Origin of the sequence: Vibrio breoganii, from assembly GCF_001677275.1 — a bacterium.
GTDB classification, from domain to species: domain Bacteria; phylum Pseudomonadota; class Gammaproteobacteria; order Enterobacterales; family Vibrionaceae; genus Vibrio; species Vibrio breoganii.
In genome coordinates, this window is the sequence record NZ_CP016178.1 from 903,664 (window position 1) to 926,999 (window position 23,336).

The 23,336-nt window shown below is 43.5% G+C and carries 21 protein-coding genes; 5 read left to right on the top strand and 16 right to left on the bottom strand.

Annotated features, from left to right (window positions below; genetic code table 11):
• Window positions 1-16: 16 nt before the first annotated feature.
• Window positions 17-1,195: a maltose/maltodextrin ABC transporter substrate-binding protein MalE gene (gene malE, locus A6E01_RS16975; protein ID WP_017028707.1), complete on the bottom strand. Its 1,179-nt coding sequence runs from the start codon at window positions 1,193-1,195 to the stop codon at window positions 17-19.
• Between the two features lie 710 nt (window positions 1,196-1,905).
• Between malE and malK the strand changes: the two genes are divergently transcribed.
• The gene (malK, locus tag A6E01_RS16980; RefSeq protein WP_017028709.1) at window positions 1,906-3,030 is read left to right on the top strand and encodes a maltose/maltodextrin ABC transporter ATP-binding protein MalK; all 1,125 of its coding nucleotides are present in this window, start codon (window positions 1,906-1,908) and stop codon (window positions 3,028-3,030) included.
• A 53-nt stretch (window positions 3,031-3,083) separates the two neighbouring features.
• Here the strand turns inward: malK and A6E01_RS16985 are convergent, their stop codons facing one another.
• From A6E01_RS16985 to A6E01_RS17035, 11 genes are all read right to left on the bottom strand, one after another.
• Window positions 3,084-3,908, bottom strand: coding sequence for a hypothetical protein (locus A6E01_RS16985; RefSeq protein ID WP_065210796.1), 825 nt, complete (start codon window positions 3,906-3,908; stop codon window positions 3,084-3,086).
• Window positions 3,905-6,313, bottom strand: coding sequence for a fimbria/pilus outer membrane usher protein (locus tag A6E01_RS16990; protein WP_157939716.1), 2,409 nt, complete (start codon window positions 6,311-6,313; stop codon window positions 3,905-3,907). The genes A6E01_RS16985 and A6E01_RS16990 overlap by 4 nt, the downstream gene beginning before the upstream one ends.
• 24 nt (window positions 6,314-6,337) lie before the next feature.
• Window positions 6,338-7,021, bottom strand: a complete 684-nt coding sequence (locus tag A6E01_RS16995) for a fimbrial biogenesis chaperone (protein ID WP_065210798.1) — start codon at window positions 7,019-7,021, stop codon at window positions 6,338-6,340.
• A 92-nt stretch (window positions 7,022-7,113) separates the two neighbouring features.
• Entirely contained in the window at window positions 7,114-7,770 is a 657-nt protein-coding gene (locus tag A6E01_RS17000) for a hypothetical protein (RefSeq protein WP_065210799.1), read from the bottom strand.
• Between the two features lie 90 nt (window positions 7,771-7,860).
• On the bottom strand, window positions 7,861-8,550 hold the full coding sequence (locus A6E01_RS17005) for a helix-turn-helix transcriptional regulator (RefSeq protein WP_065210800.1): 690 nt from the start codon (window positions 8,548-8,550) through the stop codon (window positions 7,861-7,863).
• Window positions 8,551-8,896: 346 nt separating this feature from the next.
• Window positions 8,897-9,097 carry a hypothetical protein gene (locus A6E01_RS17010; RefSeq protein ID WP_017028715.1) on the bottom strand — a complete coding sequence of 67 codons (201 nt, stop codon included), beginning with the start codon at window positions 9,095-9,097 and terminating at the stop codon, window positions 8,897-8,899.
• A gap of 160 nt (window positions 9,098-9,257) precedes the next feature.
• Entirely contained in the window at window positions 9,258-10,007 is a 750-nt protein-coding gene (gene pstB, locus A6E01_RS17015; protein WP_017032407.1) for a phosphate ABC transporter ATP-binding protein PstB, read from the bottom strand.
• Between the two features lie 43 nt (window positions 10,008-10,050).
• Window positions 10,051-10,914, bottom strand: a complete 864-nt coding sequence (gene pstA / locus A6E01_RS17020; RefSeq protein ID WP_017028717.1) for a phosphate ABC transporter permease PstA — start codon at window positions 10,912-10,914, stop codon at window positions 10,051-10,053.
• Window positions 10,915-10,919: 5 nt separating this feature from the next.
• Entirely contained in the window at window positions 10,920-11,834 is a 915-nt protein-coding gene (gene pstC, locus A6E01_RS17025; protein ID WP_017028718.1) for a phosphate ABC transporter permease subunit PstC, read from the bottom strand.
• Between the two features lie 119 nt (window positions 11,835-11,953).
• Window positions 11,954-12,775: a phosphate ABC transporter substrate-binding protein gene (locus A6E01_RS17030; protein ID WP_017028719.1), complete on the bottom strand. Its 822-nt coding sequence runs from the start codon at window positions 12,773-12,775 to the stop codon at window positions 11,954-11,956.
• Between the two features lie 819 nt (window positions 12,776-13,594).
• A complete protein-coding gene (locus tag A6E01_RS17035; RefSeq protein WP_017028658.1) occupies window positions 13,595-14,929 on the bottom strand; it encodes a DEAD/DEAH box helicase in 1,335 nt (444 codons plus the stop codon).
• Window positions 14,930-15,194: 265 nt separating this feature from the next.
• Here A6E01_RS17035 and A6E01_RS17040 point away from each other — a divergent pair, with 265 nt between their 5' ends.
• Window positions 15,195-15,479 (top strand): Lpp/OprI family alanine-zipper lipoprotein, encoded by a 285-nt coding sequence (locus tag A6E01_RS17040; RefSeq protein ID WP_017028657.1) that lies wholly within the window; start codon window positions 15,195-15,197, stop codon window positions 15,477-15,479.
• Window positions 15,480-15,573: 94 nt separating this feature from the next.
• On the opposite strand, the gene A6E01_RS17045 is transcribed toward A6E01_RS17040, so the two are convergent.
• The 3 genes from A6E01_RS17045 to A6E01_RS17055 are packed head-to-tail and all read right to left on the bottom strand — an operon-like array spanning window position 15,574 to window position 18,904.
• Complete coding sequence (locus A6E01_RS17045) at window positions 15,574-16,500, bottom strand: L,D-transpeptidase family protein (RefSeq protein WP_038133119.1); 927 nt, start codon at window positions 16,498-16,500, stop codon at window positions 15,574-15,576.
• The gene (gene phrB / locus A6E01_RS17050; protein WP_065210801.1) at window positions 16,478-17,914 is read right to left on the bottom strand and encodes a deoxyribodipyrimidine photo-lyase; all 1,437 of its coding nucleotides are present in this window, start codon (window positions 17,912-17,914) and stop codon (window positions 16,478-16,480) included. Before phrB ends, A6E01_RS17045 begins: the two co-directional genes overlap by 23 nt.
• A gap of 12 nt (window positions 17,915-17,926) precedes the next feature.
• Window positions 17,927-18,904: a YbgA family protein gene (locus A6E01_RS17055; protein WP_065210802.1), complete on the bottom strand. Its 978-nt coding sequence runs from the start codon at window positions 18,902-18,904 to the stop codon at window positions 17,927-17,929.
• 155 nt (window positions 18,905-19,059) lie between these two features.
• Between A6E01_RS17055 and A6E01_RS17060 the strand changes: the two genes are divergently transcribed.
• Window positions 19,060-20,505 (top strand): hypothetical protein, encoded by a 1,446-nt coding sequence (locus A6E01_RS17060; RefSeq protein WP_065210803.1) that lies wholly within the window; start codon window positions 19,060-19,062, stop codon window positions 20,503-20,505.
• Between the two features lie 4 nt (window positions 20,506-20,509).
• On the opposite strand, the gene A6E01_RS17065 is transcribed toward A6E01_RS17060, so the two are convergent.
• Window positions 20,510-21,400 (bottom strand): DMT family transporter, encoded by an 891-nt coding sequence (locus tag A6E01_RS17065; RefSeq protein WP_065210804.1) that lies wholly within the window; start codon window positions 21,398-21,400, stop codon window positions 20,510-20,512.
• Between the two features lie 178 nt (window positions 21,401-21,578).
• On the opposite strand from A6E01_RS17065, the gene A6E01_RS17070 reads away from it, so the two are divergent.
• Complete coding sequence (locus tag A6E01_RS17070; RefSeq protein WP_017028651.1) at window positions 21,579-21,965, top strand: DUF3302 domain-containing protein; 387 nt, start codon at window positions 21,579-21,581, stop codon at window positions 21,963-21,965.
• A complete protein-coding gene (locus tag A6E01_RS17075) occupies window positions 21,965-23,095 on the top strand; it encodes an HlyD family secretion protein (RefSeq protein WP_017032414.1) in 1,131 nt (376 codons plus the stop codon). Before A6E01_RS17070 ends, A6E01_RS17075 begins: the two co-directional genes overlap by 1 nt.
• Window positions 23,096-23,336 lie beyond the last annotated feature (241 nt).

The following is a 23,336-nucleotide window of genomic DNA, read 5'->3' on the forward strand; positions in this document are numbered from 1 at the left end:
CCCTCCTTAAAGGGTGTTACTTAACCATTTGCGCTTTAGCGTCAGCTAGAGCAGCGTCAACTGTTTGACGACCATCAACAACGTTGATGATAGCGTTCTTAGTTGAACCCCAGTATGCGTTCATCTGAGGGATGTTTGGCATGATTTCACCATTTTCAGCACTTGCCATTGTTGCAGCGATACGAGGATCAGACTCTAGTTCTTTTTGGAAAGATTTAAGAGCAACTGCGCCAAGTGGCTTGTCATCGTTTACTTGACGTAGACCATCGTTAGTCAGTAGGTAGTTCTCTAGGAACTCAACTGCTAGGTCTTTGTTTGGTGAAGCTGTGCTGATACCAGCCGTTAGAACACCAACAAACGGAGAAGATGCTTGACCTTCGAACGTTGGAATTGTTGTTACGCCGTAGTTCACTTTGTTGTCGTAACCACCCCATGACCATGGGCCGTTGATAGTTAGAGCAACTTCGCCTTTAGCAAAAGAAGAATCAGCAATTGAGTAATCCATGTCTGCAGAGATTACTTTCGTATCTACTAGAGACTTGATGAAGTTCATTGCATCTTTCACGCCTTGCTTGTCGATACCCACATCTTTCACGTCGTAACCAGCATCAGTGTGTTTGAATGCATAACCACCGTTAGCTGCCATTAGTGGCCATGTGAAGTACGGTTCTTTCAGGTTCCACATGATTGCTTTCTTGCCGTCTTTAGCAAGTTCAGCGTCAAGAGCTGCGATTTCTTCCCACGTTTTTGGTGGGTTAGGCACTAGGTCTTTGTTGTAGATAAGAGCAAGTGCTTCGATAGCTACAGGATAACCGATAGTTTTGCCTTCAAAGTTCACTGCGTCCCATGCGAAATCAACAATGCCTTCTTTTACTTCTTTTGAAGGTTTGATTTCAGCAAGAAGACCTGCTTCAGCGTAACCACCAAAACGGTCGTGTGCCCAGAAGATGATATCTGGACCGTCACCTGTAGCAGCTACTTGTGGGAAACGAGACTCTAAGCCATCTGGGTGAGCAACAGTTACTTTAATGCCTGTGTCTTCTTCGAAGCGTTTACCTACTTCTGCAAGACCGTTGTAACCTTTATCACCATTGATCCAGATAGTAAGTTGACCTTCTTCGATTGCTGCGTTTGCACCAAACGAACCAAGAGCAACTAGTGTGCCAAGTGCCACTGTGCTTAGGGCTTTTTTCATGAGTTTAATCCTTTTTTATTATTGACGTAGGGCTATCAACTATTATTCCTGAGAGCCAAATTTCATCATCTATCATCCGCTAGTACCCTTCACTCATCATCATCCTGAGTACTACGCCCTATACAACCTAGCGCATTTTCGTGATCTCGCTCGCTCATCAGTAGTGACCTAAATCACAGAACCTAATTTCCTGTGATTTAGGTCACCAGAATGAGGACAATAAAAGTGATATTGATCAGTTTGCCGCTCTACTCCACCCCTCCCCCTCCTCCCCCGCTACTCCCCCTACAAAAAATCTCATCAGGAGGATGTCGCTAGGTATAAAATTGCACAAACTAGCAACATCCGAGATATGGATGGTAAGAACCCTTTTCTAACGAGATTTGTTAGATTTACATTTCAGGATAAGCTAATAGTTACTTTGGTGATGTGCGTGATGAAGTTCATGACGGGGAACACACCCAAAGTGCGGGGGATATTAGCGGAATTTCGAAATGGGCAGGTGGTGTTACCAAAATAGTCTGATGTCTACTAGCTCTGGGGGGAGCTTCTGATATTAGAGTTTTGTGTTCACCACCTTTTTTCTTTCCTTTTCTCTAATAGAAAATTTTGCAAAATTACTTCTGTTTCCTATTTTTAGTGCTCATGGAATAATCGATAACCATAAATGAGTGCTAAGTTGTAAAAATTAAAATTGAGGATCAACTCAAATGACTAGTGTCACGTTAAAAAATGTTTGTAAATCCTATGGTGACGTAAAAATCTCAAAGAACGTCGATCTAGACATTAAAGAAGGCGAATTTGTAGTATTCGTAGGGCCGTCGGGTTGTGGTAAATCCACCCTTCTACGCTGTATTGCGGGTCTAGAAGACATTACTTCTGGTGATCTTTACATTGGTGAGCAGCGCATGAACGACATCGAGCCTTCGAAGCGCGGTGTGGGCATGGTATTCCAATCATACGCTCTTTATCCTCACCTTAACCTATATGACAACATGTCATTTGGTATGAAACTGGCTAAAGCAGACAAAGATGAAACCAAAAAGCGCGTTGAGCATGCTGCAGACATCCTTCAGCTAACTCACCTACTGGATCGCCAACCTAAGGCACTTTCTGGTGGTCAGCGTCAGCGTGTTGCAATCGGCCGTACACTAGTTTCTCAGCCTCAAGTTTTCCTTCTTGATGAGCCTCTTTCTAACCTTGATGCCGCACTTCGCGTACAAATGCGTAGTGAAATCACTAAACTTCAGCGTCAACTTGGCTGCACCATGATCTACGTAACACACGATCAGGTTGAAGCAATGACGATGGCCGACAAGATTGTGGTTCTAGACGGCGGTTACGTATCTCAGGTAGGTAAGCCTCTAGATCTATACCACTACCCTCACAACCGCTTTGTAGCAGGCTTCATCGGCTCTCCTAAGATGAACTTCATCAGTGTTCACGCACTTGAAGCAACAGCAGAATATGTGAAAGTTGAACTAGAAAACAAAGTAGCCTTCAACATCCCTGTAGATGGCACAACCGTTAATGTTGGCGACCGTATGTCTCTTGGTATTCGTCCAGAGCACCTACTGATGTCGGACTCTTCAGAAGCAACCATCGAAGGTGAAGTGACTATCGTTGAAAAACTGGGGCAAGAAACTCAAGTTTACCTATCGGTAGAAAGTGCTGATACTGACATCAACTTCCGTCAACCAGACACACTACAAGTTGAACCAGGCGACAAGTACGCTATCGGTATCGACCCTAAACGCTGTCACCTATTCCACGATGATGGCCGCGCATGTCGCCGTCTACATCAAGAAGTAGGCGCAGATATTCCTGAGGCGTAATTACTTTTAGGTGTTTAGAATTGAAAATCCCTCGATAATATCGAGGGATTTTTTTATGGGCGGGCGGTGGCGGTGATGGTAACCGTATCACTATAAGAGCCAGCTCTTGCTTGAGTTGTATCTCCTATTCTAATCTTTAGTAGTTTATTCGTAGAGTTTCCTTGATGGATTCTGGGCAGAAACATCAGAGTATCAAAGTCCAACTTTTTGTTATTTAAGTACAATTGATAGGAAACATACTCACCTTGCAACTTTTTATGTTTGAGCTTTTCGTATTCAGCATTGAATATCAACCCGACATTAGTATTTGAGCGAAAATGTAAATTCAACGTCTTGGTTTGATTAGTTTTTAACGTCCCAAAGTTGACAACAGTACGTTTTGCTCCTTGCCCATTAACCTTTAATTCAACGAATGGCGTTACTTTCAATTGGGCACGTTCGACAATCGACTTAATACCATCAATACCCACAATAGAAAACGTAAGTTGGGAAGCATAGAGCCCAGGTACACCGCTTACTGCATTTGGCACTTCTAGCCATAATTTCGTCTGCTCGCCTAGAGACAATGGGTAAATCACTCCTTTATTTGTTCTTAGTCCTGTCCTAGCGCCCGAGGAATCAGAAACCCAGCCCTTCAATAACGCATTACTACTTTGTAATTGCACTCCTTCATTAACTGTTGAGCGAATGTAAACACCTTGAGGCGCACACTCTCTGATAGATTGAGAAGTTTGGATAAAAACAGGTATGCGAGCCTTCTCTCCTACAAGTGATACATTTGAATTTTCTACTTTTACGCTCCAACGTCCTTCACAGGTTTTAGCTACAGCCGTGCCACAGAACAATAGAACTAGTGCAAGAGCTACAATCCTAATCATGGTTGCCTCCCTTTTACAGTCAACTTAATCGGCTCTAAATAAACGAGATTGCTTTCGCTATCTGCAATTATTAGCTCACCAATAAAATAAGGGCGTCCTCGCATTTCTATACGATAACGCCCCGCCTGCATTCCATCTAAAGCAAAACGGCCTGCTTTATTGGTAAAAAATGCTTTTTCTTCTGATTCTAAAATTATCACGCCGTTTCTTAGAGAAATGGGCTTTCCGTTTTGATCCCACATTTGGCCAATAACTGTTTTCGATGCATCAGACCCGACTTTAATCGTGTGTCCGGTATATGTACCAGCTGTAAATTCATAACTATCCGGCCCATAGTCATACCCTAAAGGTGCATCCGGTACATCAACATAAACGGTGGAGCTGCCATGAGCGCCATAGATAGGAACTAAACCAGACAAATTACGAGTTGCAATAGACTCAGGTTCATCCTCCGAGACCCCATTTATCAATACTGGAGCCTCTAACGAGTCGTGGACCCCTATGATTACTGCAGGTCCGCGATAGCTTCTTCCCCAAGCTACATTGGTATCCAAAATAGAAACAGCTGTACTAAATCGAGCAGACACTGCCTGGTTCTGTTCATCACTAAGATTGTCCAAATCAGTCTGATACTCTAATTCCGTAGTAAATCGGTTGGCTACATAATCACCGCGTACAGAGTAATCCTGATCATTCTCTCCAACATCCGCTGTTAATTCATAGCCGTACCCACCAGGGGTCGATTGTGAAAACTTAGAAAATGTGCCGCGAACCCTGTTGGTTCTTGTTTGATACTCTGCGCTTGCCGCATAGAAATCAAGAGATGAGAACCAGTCCCAACGTGCGACAAAATAATACGATGTTTCGCCAATCCCAGTGCCATCATCGTATTGATACTCAACACTGCTAGTAAACGAAAAATCGTAAGGTGCCCAAGTAATTTCCAAAGCGCCAAAATAAGAGCTTTCTGAGGTATCGCTGTCTAAAATCCAATTACCTCTAATTGTATAATCAATATCAGAAGTGACGTAGTAACGATAATCTCCGAAAACACGCATCCCAGTATTCAGGTCACCACCAATAATCCACGGGGTTGGACGATAATCATTAAACGCTTCATACGAAATTCTAATATTTGGTGTCGTATAACCGTAATTACCAAAGATACTGTGTTCATAATCAAGGCTGGCTATGCTACCAAACTCGTCTTCATCAGAGTATGCGAGGGCACTAAAACGACTCCCTATATTGCCGAAAGGAGCACCGAGGTTAATCACTCCCCCAACAATTTGACCGTCTGGATGGTAAGCCGAATTCAGCCCGACAGTTAAATGATCCGTTAATCCATACTCATAAAAACCCTGAGCTACATATTGCTCTTCATCGTACTCGTAAGACGTATCTACGACATTAGATACCACTCCTGCATACAAGGAAAAGTCGCTGATTCCCTGCCTCAGCAAACGTGTATTAAAAAATTGACTGTAATTAATGACTTCCCTTTGTCCCGATTGGTATCGAATCTCAATCCTAATATCATTACTACCCTGATCAAGGGGAAGATCTTCTAATTGATAACGTCCGGGAGAGAGTCGAAGATCAGTAAAGTAAATATCATTGATGTATATAAAAACATTGGCACTCTCTCGCAAATAAATCGTTTGGGATCCACCATTTTGAATATTTCTTTCTGGTTGTAAACTTGCCCACAATCTCTCTAACGATACCCCACCAATATTGAGGGACGGAATATGCCCAGAGGTAACCGTACTGACGTCACCAACTGATACTCGCATTGGGTATCTGGGCCTATCCACAAACATTTTAACATCTCCTCGATACACTCTTGATTCACTTTCAAATACTTCTGAATCTAACCCCTCAACATACCCCGCTGCTTCAAAGTTGAGTCCAAAAGGTCCTCCAAGATTGCCCGTAGCTATCCACTCACCTAGCCATCGATTAGCTGCATTATCATCGTTGTCATGAACGTAATCGTTGGTAAAATTAAACACATTGTGCCAAGCAATAAACGTCGACTCTGAATAAATCTTATCTCTATATATACCGTCAAAGTCTATTAAATCTTGATTGGTTGCATCAGCTTGTAATGCAACGTCCAGACTTAGATCACTAGCATTAAATCTAAGTATGACACCAAGAGCATTAAGCTCCTCGTTAGATATTTTCTGTGACCCATAGCGAGCTATTTCTTGACGAATGTTGGCTGACACGACTCTGCTCAATACCTTATTAAGCTCATTGGCCGGCACCCCACTTGACGTTTCTCCATCCGTAAATACATTAATCTCCCCTACGACCCTATCGTCATAATATACAGGCATGGGAAACAACCACTCCTGCTCTGCAAGCACTACCTTGCAGAACAAAACTATGGTTAGCATCCAAATTGCCTTCATGACGTTAGATCAGTATGGGCTTATTATTTTTACCTTCTTAGACTCTGCCACTTTCTGTGGGAGCTTTATCTCTTGAGTTCTACTTGGAAGCAAATAACCCGCAGTTTCTGCATCAAGGTCAACCCAGCCTAAAGACTCTGAAAACAATCCGCTTGAAAATTCAAACCGAGCTAAATTTAAGTCGAATACGCACGAACTAGGGTTTTCTAGCGTCATATTGCCACTCGAGATATGAGCCTTTAGCTGTGGCTTACAATTCATTGGTGATACAAAAATGACTGTAGAAAAATTCACCATAAATTGAACCGAACCACTATCCTCCTCTGAGTCATCAGTAGTCCTTATCTGCTCAAAGATAACTCTGTACACTTTCGTTTGAGGTATTAAAGCATCGCCAAGATACCTAACCCTAAATCGTTGACTGCCTTGCGAGGCAACTTTAGATTGAGGTGGCAGTATCAAAAAATCATCATCAGTTTGATTAAGGACTTCTTCCCCTAACGGGTTGAAACCTACTTGATACACAGTAGCTTGGAGAGTAATTTCTTGCGCTCCAGTATTAGTGACCTCATAACTTCCTTGAGATGCCCTACCTGCTACTTCAAATGTTTGAAACATTGGGGACACTTGGTATGCATATCCAAAAAATGATACTGCAAAAAATAAGAACGACCGTAACCAAAACTTCAACATGAAAAGGTTCCTCCATATCCCTACGGAAAAGTGGGCACAAGTGCCCACATCAATTTAGAACTTAACTCTTGAAAGCTTTGACAGGCCTTTTTTTAGAATGGCAAGCCACTCACAGTAACGGTCAATACGTCTCTATAACGACCTGCTGTTTTTCCATTTACTGCGCCTAGATCAGTAACTTTCAACATAGTTGCACCATTCACCTGAGTGGCTTGTGCGCCCATAAAGGACCACGTTTTATACTTCTCAGTACCACCCGTATTCGCTGCGAATGTATCAATACCACCAACATCTACTTTGTAATCAATGTACGTGTCTGCCACGTCGATGTTTTTCAAAGCACCATTAGCTGATGCAATTTTCAAGTGCACTCCACCGGTGTTACAGCTAGCGGAAAAGTTACCGACTTCAACATCGCTAATCGACCCACCACGAGTCAATTGACGTGATTTGAACAAACGAACTTTCGTCGCAGATGGCAAAGTAATGTCGCAAATACATGGTATACGACCTTTCAATACAATTTGCGTAGACTCTGTACAACTAGTCCCACACTCATAATTGCTGTGATCGTCATCATCATCGTCATCATGGTGTCCATTACCATTCCCCTGATGGTTGTTATGGCCATTACTACCTTGCACTACACCTGGGTTATCATGGACTTCCTCTGCCCCGTCAGCCAACACGGAGCCACTCATTCCTAGCGCCAATAAGCTGGCGAAAGCGGCTAACCAAAATTTACTCATCTTCAATCCCTCGCTAAGTTTTACTTTTAACCACGTTGCGAGGAAAGCTTAGTGTTGCTTATTGGTTTCTACGTCACCCTATATGGTGAATTAAGCTCCATTCATAGGGTGATTTTTGGGTGAATTTGACGTTTGTTGGACTGCCCGTGCGATCAATTCAGCTCTTGAGTGAACATTGACCTTTCTCATCACACTGGATGCGTGTGTTTTTACCGTATTGATGCTGACATTAACCGACTCTGCGATCTGAGGATTATTCAACCCTTTCAAAATCATAAGACAGATGTTTTTCTCTTTTGGAGTCAAGGAATGAACAAGTGCAAAATCATCGGCGGCAACATGAGGGTCAAACTCATTGGCCACGTAAGCCTTAGCTAGTTTGCTTAAATCTTGTCGACTGTACCAAAGCTCGCCATGACTCACAGCCTCTACCGCAGGAGCTAACTGCTCTAAGCAGCGTCTTTTCATAATAACTCCTGAAAATCCATTCAGAATCCAATCTCCCAATTGAAACCCTAACTCTTCCACGTTAACCGCAAGCCAGTCGCCCTCTTCATGGACGGGATTTACGCCGTTCCTTACCGGGTTGCTTACCGTTTGAGTGTCAATCAAGTAGATACTGCGTTGGTTTTCGGGCTTCTTTGGGCAGAAGCAATCACTCACGCTAGGGAATGAAGTAAACCGCGTTGATGAGAAATGTTGTTTCAATATCGCTGTAGATGCATTAGCAAATTCGTCCGAGCGTGTCACCACATAGCCACAAGCATATGAAAGAGACATAGTTCCTCCCTTAACGTCCCTAGTTCAAACGGAGATATACTAAATATTTAGGAAAGGCTGGTCCCTACTGAGTAATAGGAGTTATAGAAAGCCTCTGCAATTCCGTTTGAAGGCATCTTAAAGGTAGGAGTTTATTGAGCTAAATCAATATGTAAAAGGGGGCGTCACCAGAGCCTACAAAGAAGATCAAACTAAGCTATTGATACTTCACAAAGTATTCGCTGTATGTTTTTTAGACGATTTTGACATATGTACGACGATTCTTATCTTTACTATAAATATGGAATAGCACGTATAAAAAAACCGAGCTTCATAGCTCGGTTTTTACACACTCATCAGACCAAATCTAATGAATTGGCGCGTCTGACTTTGCGTAGAACTTAGCAAAATGCTTCTCAAGAGCTTCTTGTGTTAGCTCTCCCGCTTCTTCTAGCTTTTTCAGCTCCGCAACGATTTGCTTTTGCTCTTCAATTGAAGGAAGTTGCTCTTCAGGCTGCTGTTCGGCTTGTTCCGCCATATCGGCTAGCTCTTTCTCGAAATCACTCACAATTATTACCTCATATCTAGACTGACCTGAGTTTACTCAGCTGAGATTGTCAGGTCAATCCAATGATGGAACCCTTATAACGTAAAAAGGCCCCTCTAACAAAGAGGGGCAAAATTCCATCGCTTATTATTATAGTTAATTCCGTTTCTAAACAGTGCTGTTAACCGAAGTCACCGTTTACGTAACCCTGAGTGCGATCATCTCTTGGGTTACTGAAGATTACTTGTGTTTCGTCGTGCTCTACCAACTCACCCATCAGGAAGAAAGCGGTACGGTCAGAGATACGACGCGCTTGTTGCATTGAGTGCGTTACGATAACAATGGTGTAGTCTTTCTTAAGATCTTCCATTAGTTCTTCGATTTTATGCGTTGCGATTGGGTCAAGCGCTGATGTTGGCTCATCCATTAGGATGACATCGGGTTCCATCGCAATAGTACGAGCGATACATAGACGCTGTTGCTGACCACCCGACAAACCAAATGCGTGTGATTTTAGGCGATCTTTCACCTCATCCCACAAAGCAGCACCACGAAGTGACTTTTCCACCACCATATCGATGTGCTTTTTATCTTTGATACCTTGGGCGCGAAGCCCGTATGCTACGTTCTCGTAGATACTCATTGGGAATGGGTTTGCCTTTTGAAATACCATGCCTACTTTAATGCGAAGGTCTGCTACGTCGATGTTGCCGTAGATATCTTGACCGTCCATTTCAACAAGGCCGGTGATTTTCACACCTTCAATCAGGTCGTTCATGCGGTTTAGACAACGTAAAAGCGTTGATTTACCGCAGCCTGATGGACCAATCAGAGCCGTTACTTGGCGCAATGGGATTGGTAAGTTAATGCTTTTTAGCGCTTTATTGTCGCCATAGTAAAGATCTAGGTTTTCGATATTAAATTTGTTCATTTTTCAGTATCTCTTAAATTCTTTAAAGTCTATCTAGCAACAATTAGTAAGTAGCTTTGTTGAAGCGGCTAGCGATTAGCTTGGTTAACATGTTGATCAGTAGTACCACTACGATAAGTACAGTCGCTGTACCGTAGGCTTGGTTCCACTCGTCGATAGTAAATAGCTCAGTTGTTAACTTGTATAGGTGAACGGTAAGCGTACGGCCTGAATCAAATAGTGACTCAGGAATACGTGCAACCATACCTGCTGTCAAGAATACAGGGGCTGATTCACCGATAACACGACCAATACTCAAGATAACAGACGTCAAAATACCTGGTGTTGCACTTGGCAAAATCAAGCGCCAAATAGTGTAGATTTTTGACGAACCTAATGCGTAAGAACCTTCACGAAAAGTTTGTGGCACAGCCATCAATGCTTCTTCAGTAGCGCGGATAATCACCGGCAAAATCAGAATACTTAGCGTTAATGCACCAGATAGAATTGAGAAGCCCAATCCCAAAATGGTCACAAAGAAGGTCATACCAAATAGACCAAAGATAATTGACGGGATACCCGCCAGTGATTCAGTACAAAAACGAATCACTTTAACGAACTTACTACCCACTTTTGCATATTCAGTGAGGTAGATAGCCGTCATGATGCCCAATGGAGCCGCTATAGAAATTGAAGCGATAACCATATAGATCGTAGAGACGATCATTGGGAAAATACCCTGAGAATCACCGGTACGAGAGTAATCACCCGTGACGAAATCCCAGTCTACAAACTGCAATCCATTAGACAGGATGTACCAAATAACCCAGAACAAAAAGCCTACAGTTAGACCCGCTGACAACCATACAAACAGTTTAAGCATGTTGTCTTTGCGCTGGCGAGCTTGTTTTAGTTTTACTGTATCCATTTCTCTTATCTCGCTTTTTGACGGTTAAGGTACAAAAGCGCACCGTTTAGCATCATGATGAAGACCAGAAGCACCACGCCTGTTGCATAAAGCGCACTAGCGTGAACACCACTTGCATAAGACATTTCGATAGCGATGTTCGCAGTTAGAGTACGTGCTGCATCAAGAATGCCTTCTGGCATTGCTGGAGCGTTACCCATAACCATGATGATTGCCATTGTCTCACCAAGTGCACGACCGATACCCAGAATGACACCCGTCATGATACCTGAGCGAGCTGCTGGCACGAGAAGCTTGAATATGGTGTAAATCTTTGAAGCGCCTAAGGCAAGAGAACCTTCTTTGTACGTGCGAGGCACAGCGCGGATAGAGGTCTCCGATACTGTAATTACCGTTGGAAGAATCATCACGCCCAGAACAATGATACCCGCGAGGATTGTATTACCTGCAGGAACATCAAAGATATCTTGAATAAGTGGAACGATGATAACCAAGCCAAAGAAGCCATAAACCACAGATGGGATACCGGCTAACAGTTCGATAGCTGGACGGATAAGGTCAGCAACTCGCTTTGGTGCAATCTCAGCAATAAAGATCGCCGTTAATACACCCACTGGCACACCAAACAAAACCGCGCCTAGCGTTGATACTAACGAGGCAACAATCATGGTTGCAACGCCGTATAGCGCCGGTGGCAACCAGTTTTGCCCTAAAACGATGCCAGAAATACCTGCTTGTTGAAATGCAGGGATACTTTCTTTAAAGATAAAGTAAGCAATGATGGCAAGTGAAACGATACCAATAATGGCACTGGATAAGAACAGACCATGGAAGATTCGTTCTCTCCAATCTACGCCGCGATCTTCTCTAATTGAAGGGCCGCCAGCGATAGCAGAAGTCTGAACATTCTGATTTTTCATAGAAAAATTCACTATTAATTGCGATGGTAAAATCTAATGTACACTAAACCCAGTCATTAACATGGGGTGCAAGTAAAAGCTCAGCCTTCACAGGCTGAGCAAATTTAAAGTCGTTCGAATTAGTTTACTGTGATGTAGCCTTTCTTAGCTGCGATGCCTTGAGCTTCGTCACCAACCATCCAATCTAGGAATTGTTGAGTTTCAGCTGTTGGCGCGCCATCTTTGTAAAGTACTAGGAATGGACGAGCAACTTTGTAAGAACCGTTTTGTACGTTCGCTACAGTTGCAGCCGCACCATCGATAGCTAGAGGTTGAACAGTCTCGTCAACAGTACCTAGAGAGATGTAACCGATAGCGTATGGGTTGTTTGCTACAGATACTTTAAGAGCACCGTTACCGTTTGCAACTTGAGCACGTTGAGAAATCGCTGATACTTTCATACCAGATACTTCCATTTTAAGGCTCATGATGTCTTCGAATGCACCGCGAGTACCAGAAGCTGTGTCACGAGTGATTGCTACGATAGGCTTGTCGTCACCACCAACTTGGTTCCAGTTTGAGATTTCACCTTTGTAGATTGCAGTGATTTGCTCAGCAGTAAGCCCTTGAACAGAGTTGTTAGGGTTAACTACAACTGCAATACCGTCACGAGCGATAACCAACTCTTTCAGGTCGTCAGATTTTTCTTCAGTTTTTAGGTCACGAGAAGAGATACCTAAATCAGCAGAACCATCTTTAGCAGCACGAACACCAGCAGAAGAGCCTGGCGCTTGGATTTCGATAAATACTGGTTCACCCTTGTTCATGTAGGTTTCAGCAAAAACTTCAACCAGTGGAGCAGCACTGTTAGAACCAACAACAGAAATAGTTTCTTTTGCTGTTGCAGTGTTCATAGATAGTGCGCCGAGAAGTGCTACTGCACCGATAACTGTCTTTTTCATCTGTTTATCCTTAATGGGAATCAATTTCACGACATTCATATTGTCGTGGGTTTGTTTAATCGACGAGGGACACTTTAAGCGTCTTTTATGACACTTATGTTTCAGAACCTTGAAAGGTAAATGACAATTATCGGTTATTTGTAAGGTACATATGCAACGATTAGGATACGCAGAATTGAGCGGTGCTCAGAGTTTGGATACTCAATTGATCAGCCAAGATTAGGTGACCACTAACTTACAATTGATTAGCTAAAGCTAATAATAACAACAAGTTACAAGAGCAAATCGGAGTGAAACCCTTAAGGTTTAGCGACTAATTATTAGCTATTTTGCAAGCTCCAGTCTTCAAAGTCAGCGGAAACCACTAGAGATATTGAGCGAATAGACATCAATTACACGTCATGAAACTGTCACAATTAAATACAAATTTGCAGAAATTTACCGTACAGCTTTTGAGGCAATCAAACAATTAGGTATTTATTGCCCTATTGACTAGGGTCTGTTGACCTTTTGCGATTAAATTTTGCTCGACCAGAAATCATTTAATCAAGGCGAGGGACTTGCCGCCTAGTCATCTAAGCAAAAGTCGCTCAACGCAGAGTAAATGGGTTCTGGACGAGCCCTTCGGGTAGCGCTTTGTTGGGCATTTCTACCGCGTTAGTCACTTTTCATGTGGAACCACCACACCTAAAAGCGACTGCCTTGTATTAATACCCAACAAATCGCTACAAAAATAACCTCAAAAGGTCAACAGATCCTAACTTCCAGACATAAAAAAAGCGAAGCCCTATGGCTTCGCTTTTCAAACATTATGCTGGATTAATCGTCACTATCGACTTTAGGCGGAGTCTTTTTCTTAGGAATAAACACCGCATCACCCACTGCCACATTAGTGTGGAAGGTTTTATCGCGCTTAACAGACTTCTTCGCCACTTTCTTTTGCGTTGTCGCTGTCTTAACGGGTTTACCACCCTTGCCTTTGAACGCAGGCTTCTTAGGTTTCAAACCTTTGAATTTACCTTTTAAGCCCTCAAGCACATCAAAAGAAAGATCTTGCTGAAGGAAGCTTTCAACACGCTTGAAGCTGTCCCAGTCTTTTGGCCCAACAAGAGAGTGAGCCATGCCTTTGTTGCCCGCACGACCTGTACGACCAACACGGTGCACATACTCTTCAGTATGTTTTGGCATATCAAAGTTGATAACGTGAGATACATTCGCAATATCGATGCCGCGAGATGCGATATCGGTAGTCACTAATATTTTAAATACCGTACGTTCAAATTGACTCATGATGGTATTACGTTGCGTCTGAGTCAGTCCGCCACTCAATGCTACAGCCTTGAGGTTGTTCTTATTCAGTTCTGCTGTTAAACGCTCTGTATCCGAGCGAGTGGCCGTAAAGATCATTACCTGATTGTAATCGGCTTCTTCTATTAAACGGTGAAGAATGGCTTCTTTATGGTCAAGGTGGTCACAGAGGTAAAATTTCTGTTCGATATCGGTGTGGTGCGCGTTAGCACTGTCGATAGAAATACGCTTTGGATTGTTTAGCATCTCCATCGCCATATCATGCACTTCAGCATGATCTAGAGTTGCAGAGAACATCAGTGTTTGACGGCGGCGGTGCTTTGCAAGATTATGAATACGACGCAGCTCTGGCGCAAAGCCAAGGTCTAGCATTCTATCGGCTTCATCCAATACCAAGGTATCGAGTCCATCAAGGAATAGTGAGCGATGCTCAAGGTGATCAGCTAGACGTCCAGGGGTTGCAACAATAAAGCGAGGGTATTTACGCAATGCTTTTACTTGGTCATTGAAGTTTTCACCACCAACGATAAGTGTCGCGGTATAAGAAAGACCACCTAGCATAGTGCGCAATTCGCCATACACTTGTCGCGCCAATTCACGTGTTGGCGCTAAGATAACACCACGTGGATCTTTTGCTGAGAATGCTTTGCTTTTAAGAGCCTTGTGTAGCATTGGCAAAACAAACGCTAATGTTTTACCAGAACCGGTCTTAGACGATGCCAACAGGTCTTTGCCTGCCAACGCAACAGGGATGGCCTGCTGTTGAATTTCGGTCGCACTCTTAAATGAGTAATGATCCAAATTCTTCATTAAACGATTGTCTAAACCTAATTCTCTAAACTTCAAAGTGCTCTCCTAAACGGGGTTAGTATGCTTCTCACCTGCCCTAGGTTAGTAATAGAGAAAGCATGCTATAAAAAAATCCGGCTAATAATACCCTAGTTGGCGACTTAGATCACAAAAATATCTCATTATCACAAGACTAAAAAAATACATTTTGCAGATAATTACCTAATTTTTATAAATTATTCGAACATATTTTGTTCAACGTCTACACTAAGAAAGCCAGCGGTAATTATGGCTTTACTAAAAAAGAAATCAGGGAGTTCGTATGAATAATAAATTTTTACTCGTAGCAGGGGTTAGCTCGGTTTTATTATTGGCTGGTTGTGCTTCAGGTCCAGATGAAGAAACCACGGCTAAAATGGCAGACCAAGACGCTAGAGTATCTCAACTTGAACAAGATGTAGCAGCACTAAAAGCAGCGCATGAAAAAGACGCAGCAATGCATGACCAGTCTGCAATGGAAGCTAAAGAGGCCGCAATGGCCGCTCAAGACGAAGCAGCTCGTGCAAACGAACGCCTAGATAATATCGCTCAGTCTTACACCAAGTAGTCTCACTACACTCTAAATTTTAAAGCCAGCTTAATTGCTGGCTTTTTTATGTCTGTCACTTTTAGTTCTTAGAACCTAGCTAAAAATTGCATCACTATTCAAATGAGCCGTCGTACACCATAGTCGGCATTCCAGTTTGAATTTGAATGACGCCATTAACTCTTGAATAAGCTTCTTGGTAAGTGTCCAACCATATTTGCAGTTCCAGTGGCCAATCAAATGATTGCTTGCTTCCATTCCTTGCTGTTAAAGGTTCATGGGATTCGACAAAGACGCTGTGGTCTGGCTCTACCGCCATCTTAATAGGCTGATTGACAATCTCTACACGAGTTCTTCGCTCTACTTGCGCAAATAGCCACTCAATGTCTGAAGGCTCCATTCGAATACAGCCACTACTTACCCTGAGTCCAATACCAAAGTCTTTATTGGTACCATGGATTAAATACTGTCCGGAGCCATAACTCAGGCGCATCGCATATTCCCCTAGTGGGTTGTCTGGCCCTGCTGGCACTTTTTCAGGAAGCTCAATACCCTCTTCTTCGTAAGCCATTCTTATGGATTTAGGAGGAGTCCACGTCGGGCCTTCAATCATCGCACTAATAGAGGTCACCATTTGCGGTGTCTCTCGACCAATACGGCCAATGCCCACAGGAAATACATGCACATGTATGCCATCGGGGTCGTAATAATAAAGACGAAGTTCGGCGAGATTAATGACAATGCCTTCACGTTTTGCGGTCGGCAAGATAAAGCGATTAGGGATCGTTAACACCTCCCCTCCTTCAGGAAGGAAAGGGTCAATACCTCGGTTGGCCGCAATAAGGCTTAATAGGCCTACATCATATTCGTTGGCAAGGCGGGCAAAGGTTTCTCCTCTTTCTACTTGGTGACGCTGTAACTTGCCCACCACATGACTTCCATCGGTTGGTAACTTGAACGTCGCCGCTTGTGCACCTGATAAACAAAAAGCCATCAAGACAACTATCTGTACTACGAATCTAATCACCACTGCCCTTAGCATCCTTATACATCTGCAAAGCTTTTTCTCTTTGCTGTTTATGGTCAACTATAGGTTGAGGATAGTTCAAACTCCCGAAATCAGCCCACAACCAAGGACAATGCACGTATTTGGTGGGAACGTCTTCTAGTTCAGGTAGCCACTTTTTAACAAAGCTGCCATCGGCGTCGAATTTTTGCCCCTGAGAGATGGGGTTGAAGATCCTAAAGTATGGCTGGGCATCACAACCGGTAGAGGCTGACCACTGCCACCCTCCATTATTTGCCGCAAAGTCGCCGTCTACTAATCGGCTCATAAAGTAGGCTTCACCATCATGCCAATCCAGTAGCAAATCTTTAGTCAGAAAGCTGGCCACGACCATGCGAAGACGGTTATGCATCCAACCTGTTTCATTGAGTTGCTTCATGGCGGCATCGACAATCGGGTAACCTGTTTCACCTCGTTGCCATTTGGTGAGGTGTGCGCCCTCTCCTTGCCAATGTAAATTATCACTCCAAGGGACAAATGCCCTACCCTTGCATAATTTTGGCTCAAAGTAGATCAGATGCTGATAAAACTCCCTCCAAATCAACTCGCTTAACCAAGTTTGTTCCCCTTCATCTAATTGCTCGGGGTGGCGACCGTTTAAGAGCCTAGCCACACACTGCCTGACAGAGAGCATACCTAGCGCTAAGTACGGGGAAAGTTGGCTCGTACCATCAATAGCGGGAAAGTCTCTGTCTTGTTGGTAATCCGAGGCCCTTTCGATGGCAAAGCGCCTAAGCTCTGCAATCACAGTCTTGGTATCACTATGCCACTTGGAGCTGTCTGCAGTTGGGTAATCCAGATCTGAGTTGACCTGCATGTTTTCATCCAATAACGCATTACGCTCTATGGTCTTTGGCTTATGCACCAAGCTTTGTTCGACGGAAAAGCGTTGTAACCAGGTTTTTTTAAAGGGAGTAAAGACTTTAAAGTAGCTCCCTTGCTTGTTAAGCAAAGTGCCGGGTGTGAAAACACATTTATCCGCTAACAACGAGAACTCTACCTGCTGAGCAGACAATGCCTTTTGCGTAGCCTCATCGCGTATTACTTCGTTGACTTCATATTCCGCGTTAGCAAATACCTGGTCTATGTTGAAGCGGGCACACAGCTGCGCAAGTAACGAGGGGCATTCATTAAAGCTTTCCACTGTCTCGACGTGCAGGGAGATATTAAGCGCTTTGAGCTCTTCCGAAAGCGTCACTAAACGTCTGCGAATCAAATCCGCCTGCATCGGCGACAAGTTGTGTTTTTTCCACTGCTCAGGTGTAACAACAAACAGGGCCATAAGGCCCTGATTATCGTGTTGAGAATCGCTAACCGTACGGATTGCTTGAATTAGCGCAGTGTTATCAAGCGTTCGTAAGTCTCGACGAAACCATACTAAACCTCTCATACACTCCCCTTATCACAAACTGTAACGTAAACGCAGTTCTTGCGGGTGTGGGTCAAGAAACTTTTGGTTCTGCAAATATTCGTCTGGATAGAGAGAAAGGTAGTGCTTAATGAGCGTTAACACGCTTAACAGCGGCAGTAATCCTTCACGATATTCATCAATGACCTTACGAAGTTCCTGCTTCTCTTGCGAAGAGAGCCATTTTTTAAAGTAACCTTGAATGTGCATCAAAACGTTAGAATTGTTTTTACGGCTAGCGCGATTAGTCAACGCTTCCATAAACTTCAAACGGTACAGTTGAAAGAACTCCTCCGGATCATAGTCAGCGACACGCGCCACTAACTGACCCAACTCTTTGTAAGAATCAGGGTGATGCGCCATAAGAGTTAACTTATAACGAGAATGGAACGCCACTATTTTACCTGAAGTAGGCTGGCCTCCCATGCAGTCATAAAAATCTCTCAAACCAAATACTCTTGAGATGAAGTTTTCTTTAAGCACAGGGTCGTTGAGGCGACCATCTTCTTCCACAGGCAACCAAGGCATTTCCTTCATTAGAATTTCCGTGTACATGCCAATGCCTTCTTTCGAGGCGCCCCCTTTGGAATAGACCTTGACGCGCTCCATGCCACAGGTTGGTGACTTCGCACAAACAATGTAACCGCACAACTCTTGACCCTTGAGTTCTTCTACCTTGTTATTTGAGTAGGTAAGCATCCCATCGGTGTAGTCTTTAGAAGCGTCTTTTGTTTCGACCAATGCGATGCGCTCTTCGTTAGTCACCAGTCGAATGGTTGGGCGAGGTACGCTCATCCCCATCCCTACCTCAGGGCAAACGGGAACAAACTCGAAAAAGGGAGCAAGCTCTTTAGTAACAAACTTACTGATCTTATGGCCGCTATCGAAGCGGACTTTTTCACCTAAAACACAAGCACTTATGCCGATCTGAATATGTGTATTGTCTGATGTTTCTATGAATGCATCTGCCATCTTCATTCCTTGATTTCTGACTGAGAGTCGAAGTGAGAACTTATCATTAAATACTACGCAACAAATAGAACAAGCGTGCACTTATAATTAAAAAAATGTCTGCAGAACAAAAAATTAGGTAAAATCAATCTAATATCCCAAACCAAGTGTTGCCCGTGTCTGACAGTCTCTCTCCACAATTACTTGCGCTTAACTTCTGTAAAAATCCTCTATGTGCTGATTTTGGCTCGCTAAATGCCGCTAATTACTCATTTTTACTTAGTAGCAATAATCCGCAAATTGCCTGCGTTAGCTGTCACTCTATTTCTCCAGTCATTTGGCCTACAGAGTTAAACGAAGAAGTAACAGCACAACTTGAGCACATGAATTTGGGGCTAACCGCATGCACAAATGAACAATGTGAGAATGTAGGCTTAAACGTTCAGCTACATCCTAGCCGCTACTATGCTTTTGGTTTTAGTGGAGATAAACAACGCTACCGTTGCAAGAGTTGTCAAAAAACTATCGTCGATAGGTTTTCAGTAAAAAACCCCAACTTGAAGACCCACGTGACAATTTTAGCGTTATTGTTAACTGGATTTAGCCTCAAAGAAATTGCAACCAAACTAAAAATTCAGGCCAAAACGCTAAATGATCACATCAAATCTATGGCGACTATTTGCCGCCAGAAATCATCGGTGTTTGATCATCATTGGCACAACAAGGGGCAAAACTTTCACTTGGGTAGTGATTGGAGTTTTTTACAACCTAAAAGCCACAATGGTGTATTGTGGGTATGTACTGCTGACCTCGATTCTCACTACATAGCCCTGCAGTCTCTAAACCTGAGCGGGCAGGAAAACATCACGGGGCATCGTTTCATTGGTAGTGATTTTCTAGCAAGCATCAATACAGCGCCACTCCCCCCAAAAAGTAGCACTTTGCGAGATATCCTAGAATCAATGAGCACAGGACACCAAGAGCGCAGTCACCGCAATAATCCTTTACATAACCAAACTCAGCTCAATTACCCAGCTAAATCTAGCTTAGTCTCCCCTATCTATTGCACGGCAGCGCATTATCTACGCCTAAACCATTCACTGGGAAATAAAGAGCAAGTGGTCATCAGTATGAGCTTTGAGCCCATGCTAGCGGATGCAGCCATGCTAAGCTTCAATGCGATGCGCCAAAAGCAATCACTCGACCTTCTGTATCAACTGGATGATGAGAATTGGACAGAAGGTAAAACAGGTAGCAAACCTCAAACCTTCAAGTTTAAAGACTCAGAGGTGCCTTGGTCTCTCTCAGAGCAATGGCATTTAAGAGGAAAAGCCGACCAGCGTGCCATCTGTCAGTTGGTAGAGAGTAACCTTACCCAAAAACAGGCACACCAACTCCCGAAGTTGTCTCCGATTGCCCACTACATGAATCGTTTTCACGCTATGTTCAAAAGCAGTGTTAATGAACCAAGAAGAAAAAGGCGTCCTGAGGGGCTACTACCACTGCTTGATATCTATCGAGCGTGGAATAATCTGTGTCATCAAGAGAAGCCTGGAGAAACGCCAGCGGTGAATGCTGGCATATCAGAAAAACCATTGTCGCTAGATCAACTACTTCAGTGATCAGCTACCCCATCAGTAGCAAAGCAATACCACCAATAGCCACTAGGGTGCCAATGATCGAGCGCCTAGAAATAGCTAATCCCTTAATCTTGTAGATAACCAACATAAACAACGGGCTCGTTGCGATAAGAGTTTGTGCTATCGCTGGATTTGCATGCTTAAGAGCCACCTGCTGTAGCCACAGCGCAAAGAAGGTGCCTACTGCAATTGCCGCTAGCAAGTAATACTTGTCCAATTTCCCCATACCTTTGCCTAGTTTGAAAAGACTAGAAAAAGGCTTACGCTCCACAAACGGAATAGTCATTGCTACAGCTAGCACGCCAATCGATAGTCGAAGTAAAGCGCCAACTAAAGGATCTATATCCCCTGCCACCAATGCAAAATGCGAAATCACTACGCCACTGGCTTGACATACACTCGCTAACAGACCAAAACCGATGCCAGATTTAGATACGCTTCCCCTATTGGAGGAAGGCTGAAGTACTACGGATGTCACCGCTATTGTTGTAACAATAACGCCAAGCCAGTTAAAAATACTAAGACCTAAACCTAAGAACAGTAACGCGAGTAATCCTGACAATGGAGGTGCCAATGACTCCAGAAGCAATGTGTTATTCGGCCCAATCCGCTTCAACGACGCAAAATAAGCGCTGTCACCGATAGCAATACCAATAACCCCTGAGATACCCAGTATTAAAGCGTGCTGTTTTGAGATCTCTATACTTGCTTGTGGCAAAAATGGCAAAACCACCAACATCATTGCTGAAGCTATTACGCCCTTAATGATATTGAGCTGTAAGGCGCTAAAACGATGGCTAAACTGACCATAAATCCAAGTCGCAATTGCCCAGACAATAGCCGCACCTATGGCCGCTATCTCTCCTATGAAATTCAATATTTAGCCTCTATTTAGATGATGACTTGCTTAGATAACTGAATAGCTCAATACCTATACAAATTTTACAATACATCACATGGAAAAAGTCCATGTAATCAATAAACTAGTTGTATTTACACACATTAACGTCGAAAATGAAATAACAATATTCGAACAAGCATTACAAGGATGAAACATGTCTCTCGATTACGTTGCCCTTGGGCTATTGGTTTTCGTCGCTCTTGTCATTTTCTACGGCATTATCGTTATTCACGATATCCCGTATGAAATTGCAAAAAAACGCAATCACCCTCACCAAGATGCCATCCATGTCACTGGCTGGATCAGCCTTTTCACCTTACACGCTTTATGGCCATTTCTGTGGATATGGGCCACGTTATGGCGTGAAGATAGAGGTTGGGGAATGACTCAAATAAAACAAGAACAATCTGACCTTCATCATGATATTACTCAACTAAATCAAAAGGTTCAGGAATTAACAGAGCAAGTCGCACAGCTTAAGCAGTCGCAGCCTCAACCGCAAACAAGTGCTAAGCCGACTCAAAGTGAGGGAGATGCGTAATGGATTTACTACTGATACTCACTTACACCGCTATTTGTGTCGCGATCTTCAAAATATTCAAGATCCCCTTAAATAAATGGTCAGTCCCGACGGCCGTATTAGGTGGGGTTATATTGATTGGTACGCTAATTCTATTAATGAACTACAACCACCCTTTCACACAAATTGGTCGTCAAGTTTATAACACCACCCCTATCGTACCCACAGTTCGTGGTCACGTCGTAGAAGTGAATGTTAAACCCGATACCTTTATAGTGAAAGACGAACCTTTATTCACTATCGAATCAGAACCCTATAAAGCCAAGCTTTTGGGTAAAAAAGCCGATTTAGCGGCCGCAGAGCAAGCCGTATTTCAGTTAGAGTCAGAATACAAGGCAGCGCAATCTGAGGTTCACCGAGCACGAGCTGAACGCGATAGAGTAAAAAGAGAGTTTAATCGCTATTACGCTGGCTTTAAAAAAGGCGCATTCACAGCTCAACAAGTTGACACTCGCCGCCAAAATCTCAAGGGTGCAGAAGCGGATCTAGAAGCAGAAATTGCAATGGAGAACAGTGCCCGTGTCGCCTACGAGTCTGAAGTTGATGGTGAAAACACCACAGTAGCGCGCATAAAAGCTGAAGTGGCTCAAGCACAGTTCAATCTCGATGAAACAGTGGTGAGAGCGCCAACAAATGGTTATGTAACGCAGCTGATCCTTCGCCCTGGTCAGATGGCAGTACCTTTGCCACTGGCGCCATCAATGGTGTTTATTCATGCTGAAGAGTACGACTATATTGGGGCATTCCGTCAAAACTCGTTGCAACGACTAAAGCCTGGCTTCGAAGCTGAGTTCTTATTCCCAAGCCTACCTGGTAAGGTTTTCAAAGGTGAGGTGGTCAACGTTATTCCAGCAATGGCAGAAGGTGAAGTGCAAGCCTCTGGAAAATTGCTAGGAACAAAATCGCTCGATGCTGCTGGTCGTGCTCTGGTGAAGTTGCGTATCACTGACGATATTTCACAGTACCACCTACCGCTGGGAACATCCGTACAAATCGCCGTATATTCTGACAGTTTCCACCATGTTTCCATCATGCGTAAGATTCTGATTCGCATGAAGAGCTGGCAGAATTATTTGTATTTGGATCATTAAGAATCGGGCCTGGGGTCCTAGATACTGGGCCCTAGGTTCTTAACAACCACAAATCCCGGCTAATTAGCCGGGATTGTTTTGCTTATTCGATTGTGCTTGTTGCTTTTTAGAAATATGTAGCGCCAGAGTGCTGGTTCAGCGGAATTTTAGAGTCTGCCCAAATACGCATTGTGCGCACTAAGATCCTAGATATTTACTGCGTAAATTCTAGGATGACAGTTTGTGTTACGCTTTTCCAAGC

Bases quoted from the DNA above. Each gene is read 5' to 3' on its own strand.
- A6E01_RS16985 (WP_065210796.1), bottom strand. From the start codon at position 3,908: ATGATTAGGATTGTAGCTCTTGCACTAGTTCTATTGTTCTGTGGCACG.
- A6E01_RS16990 (WP_157939716.1), bottom strand. From the start codon at position 6,313: ATGCTAACCATAGTTTTGTTCTGCAAGGTAGTGCTTGCAGAGCAGGAG.
- A6E01_RS17075 (WP_017032414.1), top strand. From the start codon at position 21,965: ATGGATTTACTACTGATACTCACTTACACCGCTATTTGTGTCGCGATC.
- malE (WP_017028707.1), bottom strand. From the start codon at position 1,195: ATGAAAAAAGCCCTAAGCACAGTGGCACTTGGCACACTAGTTGCTCTT.
- malK (WP_017028709.1), top strand. From the start codon at position 1,906: ATGACTAGTGTCACGTTAAAAAATGTTTGTAAATCCTATGGTGACGTA.
- A6E01_RS17070 (WP_017028651.1), top strand. From the start codon at position 21,579: ATGTCTCTCGATTACGTTGCCCTTGGGCTATTGGTTTTCGTCGCTCTT.
- A6E01_RS17055 (WP_065210802.1), bottom strand. From the start codon at position 18,904: ATGGCAGATGCATTCATAGAAACATCAGACAATACACATATTCAGATC.
- pstC (WP_017028718.1), bottom strand. From the start codon at position 11,834: ATGAAAAATCAGAATGTTCAGACTTCTGCTATCGCTGGCGGCCCTTCA.
- A6E01_RS17045 (WP_038133119.1), bottom strand. From the start codon at position 16,500: ATGCTAAGGGCAGTGGTGATTAGATTCGTAGTACAGATAGTTGTCTTG.
- A6E01_RS17030 (WP_017028719.1), bottom strand. From the start codon at position 12,775: ATGAAAAAGACAGTTATCGGTGCAGTAGCACTTCTCGGCGCACTATCT.
- A6E01_RS16995 (WP_065210798.1), bottom strand. From the start codon at position 7,021: ATGTTGAAGTTTTGGTTACGGTCGTTCTTATTTTTTGCAGTATCATTT.
- phrB (WP_065210801.1), bottom strand. From the start codon at position 17,914: ATGAGAGGTTTAGTATGGTTTCGTCGAGACTTACGAACGCTTGATAAC.
- A6E01_RS17005 (WP_065210800.1), bottom strand. From the start codon at position 8,550: ATGTCTCTTTCATATGCTTGTGGCTATGTGGTGACACGCTCGGACGAA.
- pstB (WP_017032407.1), bottom strand. From the start codon at position 10,007: ATGAACAAATTTAATATCGAAAACCTAGATCTTTACTATGGCGACAAT.
- pstA (WP_017028717.1), bottom strand. From the start codon at position 10,914: ATGGATACAGTAAAACTAAAACAAGCTCGCCAGCGCAAAGACAACATG.
- A6E01_RS17040 (WP_017028657.1), top strand. From the start codon at position 15,195: ATGAATAATAAATTTTTACTCGTAGCAGGGGTTAGCTCGGTTTTATTA.
- A6E01_RS17000 (WP_065210799.1), bottom strand. From the start codon at position 7,770: ATGAGTAAATTTTGGTTAGCCGCTTTCGCCAGCTTATTGGCGCTAGGA.